This is a genomic window from Proteus sp. LHD240705 (assembly GCF_047921555.1).
Classification (GTDB): domain Bacteria; phylum Pseudomonadota; class Gammaproteobacteria; order Enterobacterales; family Enterobacteriaceae; genus Proteus.
On record NZ_JBLRMI010000014.1, the window covers coordinates 20,704 to 28,855 of the forward strand.

Sequence of the window (8,152 nt, forward strand, 5' to 3'; positions counted from 1 at the left end):
TTGTCTGGAGGTCGCAGGGAGTATCGACAGATAGGTGTATATAGATGTGTGAAAAATATACGCAATGAAGCTATCAAAAGGTCGAATCACTCTTGTTCCCTTCGCGGGTATTAACCCGATCAGGTTCCGCGGATCCCGAATTAACGGTCTCAGCCTGTGTTTATAATAGCCTTATAAACACTAGGCACTCCGACAAGAAGAAGTCCAGTATATGAAAGATTTTAAAAACTACAAGCCCGATATGGGTTATTTATTTAAATCCTAATATTGTTGTTCCCAACCTTTCATTTGTGAAATTTGAATAATGGTTACACTCAATAACATTAATATAATTTATGTTTTTAGTGAGTGGATGTTAATGAATCATAGAAGACAGAGATAATACATTGAGAGGTTCTTGCTAAAGAGAGTATCCTCTATTCTATATCATTATTTTGGATAGAATGGTCGTTATGCATTTATATACATTAACAGGCTCAGAAAAGGGCTGGTGGACAGTCAGTCTTGGTGGACGAGTGTGGTTACCTAAAGGTGAACTTCCGTTTGGCTTAGCTAAAGATTGGGATCTCATTGGTCAGCACGCCAAAATTGTGGGTGAATGGCAAGGTGAAACAGTTTGGCTTATTCATGGAAAAATGGATAACGACATGTGCTCTCCAAGACTTATCGCCTCACAAGATGAAAACTTATTTAAATTAGTCGGTCGTGGTGTGCAACTGGCTGAGTTTTATCGTTCTCACCGTTTTTGTGGTTATTGTGGTTCTAAAATGCGTCATAGTGAGAGTGAATGGGCGTGTTTATGCGATAACTGCCATGAACGTTATTATCCGCAAATTGCCCCTTGCATTATTGTGGGTATTCGCCATGAAGATAAGATCTTATTAGCACATCATGTTAGGCATAAACATTCACCTCTTTACACTGTACTCGCTGGTTTTGTTGAGGTTGGTGAAACATTAGAAGAAGCAGTGGCTCGTGAAGTGTTTGAAGAGAGCAATATTCGTATTCGCAATATTCGCTATGTATCATCTCAGCCTTGGCCGTTTCCTCACTCTTTAATGATGGGATTTTTGGCCGATTATGATGGTGGCGAACTACAACATGATCCTTCTGAATTAATGAGTGCGGGTTGGTATCGTTACGATCAATTACCCCAGATCCCACCACCAGATACTATTGCTCGACGCTTGATAGAAGATACGATAGCGAATATCAGACAAGATAAAGAAAAGAGCTAAATAAAGGCGCTGTCTGCCAACAGTTATTTTTCCAGCATGTTACAATGCATGCTATTTTGCGGCCCTATTACTGTTAATGGAGTTAGTCATGAGTGAGTTGAAAAACGACCGCTATTTACGTGCGCTGTTGCGCCAACCTGTTGATGTCACCCCAGTTTGGATGATGCGTCAGGCAGGCAGATATCTTCCTGAATACAAGGAAACACGGGCACAGGCGGGAGATTTCATCTCATTGTGCAAAAATACAGAATTAGCATGTGAAGTGACATTACAGCCTTTAAGACGCTTCCCTTTAGATGCCGCTATTTTATTTTCTGATATTTTAACTATTCCAGATGCAATGGGGCTAGGTCTTTACTTTGAAACAGGTGAAGGCCCTCGTTTTAAATCACCTATCAACAGCCTTGCTGATATTCAAAAACTGCCTATTCCTGATCCTGAAGATGAACTGGGATATGTGATGAATGCAGTACGTGCCATTCGTCATGCATTGCAAGGTAGTGTGCCATTAATTGGTTTTTCAGGAAGCCCTTGGACACTGGCAACCTATATGGTTGAGGGTGGAAGTAGTAAGGCCTTCACAAAAATTAAAAAAATGATGTATTCAGAGCCTCAAGCTCTACATCTATTACTGGATAAACTGGCAGATAGCGTTATTCTGTATCTGAATGCTCAAATTAAAGCGGGCGCACAATCTATCATGATCTTTGATACATGGGGTGGTGTGCTAACAGGGCGTGATTACCAACTCTTCTCATTACACTATATGCATAAGATTGTTGATGGTCTTATCCGTGAATATGATGGAAGAAAAGTACCAGTCACTTTATTTACCAAAGGTGGTGGCCGCTGGCTAGAAGCTATGGCTGCGACAGGTTGCGATGCATTAGGACTTGATTGGACGATTGATATTGAAGATGCACGCCGTCGAGTTGGGGATAAAGTTGCGCTACAAGGTAATATGGATCCTTCTATGCTGTATGCACCACCTGCCAGAATAGAACAAGAAGTCGAAACTATTCTTGCTGGGTTTGGTAAAGGCAACGGTCATGTCTTTAATCTTGGGCACGGTATTCATCAAGATGTTCCACCTGAACATGCTGGTGCATTTATTGATGCGGTTCACCGTTTATCGAAGCCTTATCATCAGGATAATGATTAATACCCAACAATTACGTCAGGAGCAGACAGAAAAAGCTCAACAGATTATTCTAACAGACCAATTCACAGCACCAACTTATATAGCTGGTGCTGATGTTGGTTTTGAAGACGGTGGCACGGTCACTCGCGCTGCCATTGTGATAATGCATTACCCTTCTTTCGAAATTCTTGAATACCAAATCGCGCGAATTCCTACGACTCTTCCTTATATCCCCGGGTTGCTTTCATTTAGAGAGTGTCCAGCGTTACTCGCTGCTTGGCAATTAATCAAACAGAAGCCTTCTCTTATTTTTGTCGATGGACAAGGTATTGCTCATCCTAGAAGGCTTGGTGTTGCAAGTCATTTTGGTTTATTAGTGGATACACCGACTATTGGTGTGGCAAAAAGTCGTTTATGTGGCATTGATAAAGCAGTTAATGAAGAGGTGGGAAGCCATGAGCCGTTAATGGATAAGAATGAGCAAATAGGGTGGATTTATCGCAGTAAGAAAAAATGTAAACCCCTGTATGTTTCTCCGGGTCATAAAGTGAGTATGGAAGGTGCTTTGCAGTGGGTTGAGCGGTGTATGAAAGGATATCGATTGCCAGAACCAACGCGTTGGGCTGATGGTATTGCTTCAAATAGGCGATTATTTGAGCAGTTGAATAAGAATAAGCTCTAAATGACCGGGAAATATGTGGATATTTTTAATTTTCAGGTAAACTGCGCCTAAGTTAAGAAAATGAGTAATCACGAATGTTGAAGAACCCAATCCATTTACGTTTAGAAAAGCTAGAAGCTTGGCAACACCTGACGTTTATGGCATGCCTGTGTGAGAGAATGTACCCAAATTATCAGGTATTTTGTCGTGAAACAGGTTTTACCGATCCAATGCTTTATCGCCGTATTCTCGATCTGGTTTGGGAAACTTTAACGGTGAAAGATGCAAAGGTTAATTTTGATTCTCAATTAGAGAAATTAGAAGAAGCTATTCCTGATGCATCTCAGTTCGAGATTTATGGTGTCTATCCTGCGATTGATGCCTGTGTTGCACTTAGTGAAATTGTTCACTCTCGTTTAAGCGGTGAATCATTAAGTCACGCTATTGAAGTGAGTAAATTATCAGTAGGGACAGTTGCTTCACTTGAAATGACACAAGCAGAAAGAGAAATGAGTGAAGAAGAGCTTAGATCTCTACCTGCTGTTATTGAAGAATTCGATATCCAATGGGAAATTTACCGTCTACTTGTAGAATGTGAAGAAAGAGATGTCGAACTGATCAAAGGTCTACGTGCAGACCTTCGTGAAGCTGGAATGAGCAATATCGGTATAGAATTAACGCACTAAATCAGAAAAACGTGATTTAGTGCTTGAAAAGCGACGTTTAAAGACTTCACATCACCCCCGTGTATGTTCTACATTGGGTACGAAAAGAAGTGGCTCAGGTGTTTTACTTAATTTATCCTCTTAAAAAGATAAGTTAAGTTTTTTCACCAGATGTTTTTCAAACGATAAAACATACTTTAAGGACTATTTTATGAACAAAGCTGAATTAACCGAATCAGTTGCTGAAAAAGCGGATCTGACAAAAACTCAAGCAAAAGCTGCTATTGAAGCGTTTATCGATTCAGTAACAGGTGCTCTGAAAGAAGGCGATTCTGTACAGTTAGTTGGTTTCGGTACATTCAAGGTGAATCACCGTGCAGAGCGTACTGGTCGTAACCCTCAAACTGGTAAAGAAATTAAAATTGCAGCAGCTAACGTTCCTGCATTTACTGCCGGTAAAGCACTGAAAGACGCAGTAAAATAATTCCTTTGAACGGAATGAACAATAGAGGGGGATTTACTCCCCTTTTGTTGAAACGACAGGGGCTGTTAGCAATAGGATCTGCTTTTTTGCTCAGCGCCTGCTCCTCTACTGTGCAGCTACCTGAATTTTCTGCAACAGGTTATATTGCGGACGAAGGCATTGTGCGATTATGGCGTTTAAATAATACAGCGTCAGAACCTCAAGTGATCATGAGTGTTTATAGCTTTTATAAAAAGCCAGAAACTGTCATCACATTCTATGAGTATCGCCAAAATAAGCTTTGGCAAGTCCGCTCTGAAGTTATCAATCCTACCGAGCCCTCATCTTGGCACCTTCGTTTAAATAAACGTGGTGAAGTTATTTTCATGCAACAAGAAAGCCAGAAGCAAAAACGAGCATTAACAGAAGATGAACGTTTAAGAATGGTGTTTGCTGCAAGTAAAGAGCGTGAAATCAGCGAAGCGCTTACTATTGGGAAAGTAAATTTAGTACAGGGTGTCTGGTATCAAAATACAATGACAACATGTGCTGGCGAGAAGGTGAGTGTTTCATTTGAAGATCCAGAACAACGCTGGTTAAAAACAAGAACACGTAATTCAAGTAAGCCTTCTTATGTTGCTTGGCTTGATTCACCAGAAGGTAAGCAATTACTGATGGTTGCAGAACACGATTTTTGTAAATGGGAACCAACAAAAGAGAGCTTGTGATCACTCCCTTTTGCTGTTGTTAATTTATTTTTTTAAGCGTGCAATCGCTCGATAACCGATATCATGGCGATAAAAACTACCATCCCAATGAATACCTTTCGCTAAAGCATAAGCATTTTTTTGAGCTTGCTCGATATCATCACCTAATGCAGTCACACATAATACTCGCCCGCCAGCAGTGATAACTTCGCCTTTGTCATTGAGTGTTGTTCCAGCTTGAAATACCTTTGCCGTTGTTGACGATGTTGGTGTTAAGCCTTCGATAACATCACCTTGACGATAATCCGCAGGGTAACCGCCTGCTGCAATCACAATCCCTAAAGCTGGGCGAGGATCCCAATGGGAATCTTTATCTTTTAAATTACCTTTTGCTCCGGCTAAACAGAGTTCAACTAAGTCAGATTGCATACGCATCATAATAGGTTGAGTTTCTGGATCACCAAAACGACAGTTAAACTCAATAACTTTAGCAACACCTTGTTTATCAATCATCAGTCCAGCATAAAGGAAACCTTGGTAACGATGACCTTCAGATGCCATTCCCTTTACTGTTGGATAAATGATTTTTTCCATTACTTGCTGGTGGATTTCTGGTGTAACAACAGGTGCAGGTGAATATGCACCCATTCCTCCTGTATTCGGGCCAGTATCTCCATCGCCAACACGTTTATGATCTTGGCTTGTTGCCATTGGAATAACATGTTCACCGTCAACCATGACAATAAAACTAGCTTCTTCGCCATCAAGAAATTCTTCGATAACAATGCGGTGCCCTGCATCACCAAAAACATTGCCAGCCAGCATATCTTTAATGGCAGCTTCAGCCTCAGCTTGTGTCATTGCAACAATAACGCCTTTACCTGCTGCTAAACCATCTGCTTTGATAACAATCGGCGCGCCCACTTTATTGAGGTACTCAAGTGCAGGCGCTATCTCTGTAAAATTTTGATAATCCGCAGTTGGAATTTTATGTCGAGCTAAAAAGTCTTTTGTAAAAGCTTTAGAACCCTCTAATTGAGCGGCTCCTTTTGTTGGACCAAAGATGGTCAGTCCCGCTGCTTTAAAGGCATCAACAACACCAATAACAAGTGGGGCTTCAGGGCCAACAATCGTTAAATCAATATTATTCTCTAGAGCAAAGGCAATTAATGCAGGAATATCCGTTGCACTGATTGCAACGTTTTGTACGCCTTGCTCTAACGCTGTTCCAGCATTACCCGGCGCAACAAAGACTTGTGTAGTAAGCGGTGATTGAACGGCTTTCCAAGCTAAAGCATGCTCACGACCACCATTACCAATAATCAAAATCTTCATATCAATACCTTATTAATGACGGAAGTGGCGCATATTGGTGAAAATCATCGCGATGTTATGTTCATTTGCAGCTGCAATCACTTCATCATCACGAATTGAACCACCAGGTTGAATAACACAAGTCACACCGGCAAGTGCTGCCGCATCAATACCATCTCTAAATGGGAAGAATGCATCTGATGCCATTGCACAACCTGCAACTTCTAAGCCTTCATCAGCGGCTTTAATCCCCGCGATTTTTGCAGAATACACACGGCTCATTTGCCCTGCACCAATACCGACAGTCATATCGTTTTTTGCGTAAACAATGGCATTTGATTTTACAAATTTTGCGACTTTCCAGCAGAAGAGTGCATCTTTAAGTTCACGTTCACTTGGTTGACGTTGAGTAACTACTCTTAAGTTTTCTTCTTTTACCATACCCAAGTCACGATCTTGAACTAATAATCCACCATTAACACGTTTGAAATCTAACGCTGGTTTGGCTTCTTGCCATTGACCACAAGCTAATACACGAACATTTGGTTTTGTTTCTAAAATCGGTAGCGCATCTTCATTAATAGAAGGAGCAATGATCACTTCAACAAACTGGCGTTCGATGATTGCACTTGCTGTTTTTGCATCTAATGGGCGATTGAATGCGATAATACCGCCAAATGCAGAAGTTGGATCGGTTTTAAATGCATTGTCATATGCTTGTGTGAGAGTGTTCGCAATTGCAACTCCACAAGGGTTTGCATGTTTCACAATAACACATGCAGGCTCGGAGAATGATTTCACACATTCTAACGCGGCATCAGTATCAGCGATGTTGTTATAAGAAAGTGCTTTGCCTTGTAATTGGTTTGCAGTGGCAATAGATGCTTCCTCTATATTATCTTCTATATAGAAAGCTGCTTGCTGATGAGCATTTTCACCATAACGCATATCTTGTTTCTTTATATAGTTCAGATTTAAGGTACGGGGGAAAGTACCTGATGGTTGTGAAGTATCACCATAATAAGGTGCAACCTTCTGACCAAAGTAGTTAGCAATCATTCCGTCGTAAGCAGCTGTATGTTCAAAGGCTTTAATCGCCAAATCAAAGCGTGTGTCTAAAGTAAGACTATTTTCGTGATTATCCATTTCTTCAATCACTCTTTCATAGTCATTACTATTTACTACAATCGTAACGTCTTTATGATTTTTTGCTGCGGAGCGAACCATTGTTGGTCCACCAATATCGATATTCTCCACTGCATCTGCTAATGAGCAATCTGGGCGAGCTACCGTCTTAGCGAAAGGATAAAGATTTACGACGACCATATCGATAGGTCGAATTTCATGTTCTTCCATAATCGCATCGTCTTGTCCACGACGACCTAAAATTCCACCATGTACTTTAGGGTGCAGCGTTTTCACTCTGCCATCCATCATTTCTGGGAAACCTGTGTAATCGGAGACTTCAATAACCGGTAAGCCAGCTTCTGCTAATAGACGTGCGGTTCCACCTGTCGATAAGAGTTCTACTTCTCTTTCAACAAGTGCTTTAGCAAATTCTAAAATACCTGCTTTATCAGACACACTTAAAAGTGCACGGCGGATAGGACGAAGATGTTGCATGAGTTTTATCCCTTGGGGTTGGTATAACGGTAGTAATGGTGAAGTTAAATCACATTAATACAGTGAAATTGTGTTTGCTTAACTAACATTTCAGAAGATGGACACAAAATCAATCTTACTTAATCGGTCATTATAATAACGCAAACGTTTGCGTTTGACATGCTAATTTTATGTAAAAAGACAGCCTGTGGATAAAATTGTTGATAAGTGCGTATAAGTAGGGGTTTTGCTGTGGAATTAAGCAAACGATTTTTTTTCTAAAAAAAACTATTGCCAGCCTCGGAAAACTCCCTATAATGCGTCCTCGTTGTCACGGCAAACCACGTTAAGTGAGTTCGCC

General features: G+C 40.8%; 8 protein-coding genes and 1 riboswitch. Of the genes, 6 read left to right on the forward strand and 2 right to left on the reverse strand.

Features of this window, described 5'->3' with window-relative positions:
* Positions 1-79 precede the first annotated feature (79 nt).
* Positions 80-202, reverse strand: a riboswitch (TPP riboswitch).
* Positions 203-452: 250 nt separating this feature from the next.
* The 6 genes from nudC to ACNART_RS17300 all read left to right on the forward strand — a co-directional run bounded on the left by nudC (position 453) and on the right by ACNART_RS17300 (position 4,896).
* Positions 453-1,238, forward strand: a complete 786-nt coding sequence (gene nudC, locus ACNART_RS17275) for an NAD(+) diphosphatase (protein ID WP_109374356.1) — start codon at positions 453-455, stop codon at positions 1,236-1,238.
* Between the two features lie 88 nt (positions 1,239-1,326).
* Positions 1,327-2,400 (forward strand): uroporphyrinogen decarboxylase, encoded by a 1,074-nt coding sequence (gene hemE, locus ACNART_RS17280; RefSeq protein ID WP_109374351.1) that lies wholly within the window; start codon positions 1,327-1,329, stop codon positions 2,398-2,400.
* Positions 2,393-3,061 carry a deoxyribonuclease V gene (gene nfi, locus ACNART_RS17285; RefSeq protein WP_368927982.1) on the forward strand — a complete coding sequence of 223 codons (669 nt, stop codon included), beginning with the start codon at positions 2,393-2,395 and terminating at the stop codon, positions 3,059-3,061. Before hemE ends, nfi begins: the two co-directional genes overlap by 8 nt.
* 74 nt (positions 3,062-3,135) lie before the next feature.
* Positions 3,136-3,726, forward strand: coding sequence for a YjaG family protein (locus ACNART_RS17290; RefSeq protein ID WP_023583105.1), 591 nt, complete (start codon positions 3,136-3,138; stop codon positions 3,724-3,726).
* Positions 3,727-3,916: 190 nt separating this feature from the next.
* Positions 3,917-4,189, forward strand: a complete 273-nt coding sequence (locus tag ACNART_RS17295; RefSeq protein WP_004246922.1) for an HU family DNA-binding protein — start codon at positions 3,917-3,919, stop codon at positions 4,187-4,189.
* A 44-nt stretch (positions 4,190-4,233) separates the two neighbouring features.
* Complete coding sequence (locus tag ACNART_RS17300; protein WP_232797662.1) at positions 4,234-4,896, forward strand: DUF1481 domain-containing protein; 663 nt, start codon at positions 4,234-4,236, stop codon at positions 4,894-4,896.
* 24 nt (positions 4,897-4,920) lie between these two features.
* On the opposite strand, the gene purD is transcribed toward ACNART_RS17300, so the two are convergent.
* On the reverse strand, positions 4,921-6,210 hold the full coding sequence (purD, locus tag ACNART_RS17305; protein ID WP_198621059.1) for a phosphoribosylamine--glycine ligase: 1,290 nt from the start codon (positions 6,208-6,210) through the stop codon (positions 4,921-4,923).
* Between the two features lie 12 nt (positions 6,211-6,222).
* Positions 6,223-7,812 carry a bifunctional phosphoribosylaminoimidazolecarboxamide formyltransferase/IMP cyclohydrolase gene (gene purH, locus ACNART_RS17310; RefSeq protein ID WP_368927983.1) on the reverse strand — a complete coding sequence of 530 codons (1,590 nt, stop codon included), beginning with the start codon at positions 7,810-7,812 and terminating at the stop codon, positions 6,223-6,225.
* Positions 7,813-8,152 lie beyond the last annotated feature (340 nt).

What these genes read in the sequence shown, in the direction of transcription:
- nfi (WP_368927982.1), top strand. Translation starts at nt 2,393, where the DNA reads ATGATTAATACCCAACAATTACGTCAGGAGCAGACAGAAAAAGCTCAA.
- ACNART_RS17295 (WP_004246922.1), top strand. Translation starts at nt 3,917, where the DNA reads ATGAACAAAGCTGAATTAACCGAATCAGTTGCTGAAAAAGCGGATCTG.
- purD (WP_198621059.1), bottom strand. Translation starts at nt 6,210, where the DNA reads ATGAAGATTTTGATTATTGGTAATGGTGGTCGTGAGCATGCTTTAGCT.
- ACNART_RS17290 (WP_023583105.1), top strand. Translation starts at nt 3,136, where the DNA reads ATGTTGAAGAACCCAATCCATTTACGTTTAGAAAAGCTAGAAGCTTGG.
- hemE (WP_109374351.1), top strand. Translation starts at nt 1,327, where the DNA reads ATGAGTGAGTTGAAAAACGACCGCTATTTACGTGCGCTGTTGCGCCAA.
- purH (WP_368927983.1), bottom strand. Translation starts at nt 7,812, where the DNA reads ATGCAACATCTTCGTCCTATCCGCCGTGCACTTTTAAGTGTGTCTGAT.
- nudC (WP_109374356.1), top strand. Translation starts at nt 453, where the DNA reads ATGCATTTATATACATTAACAGGCTCAGAAAAGGGCTGGTGGACAGTC.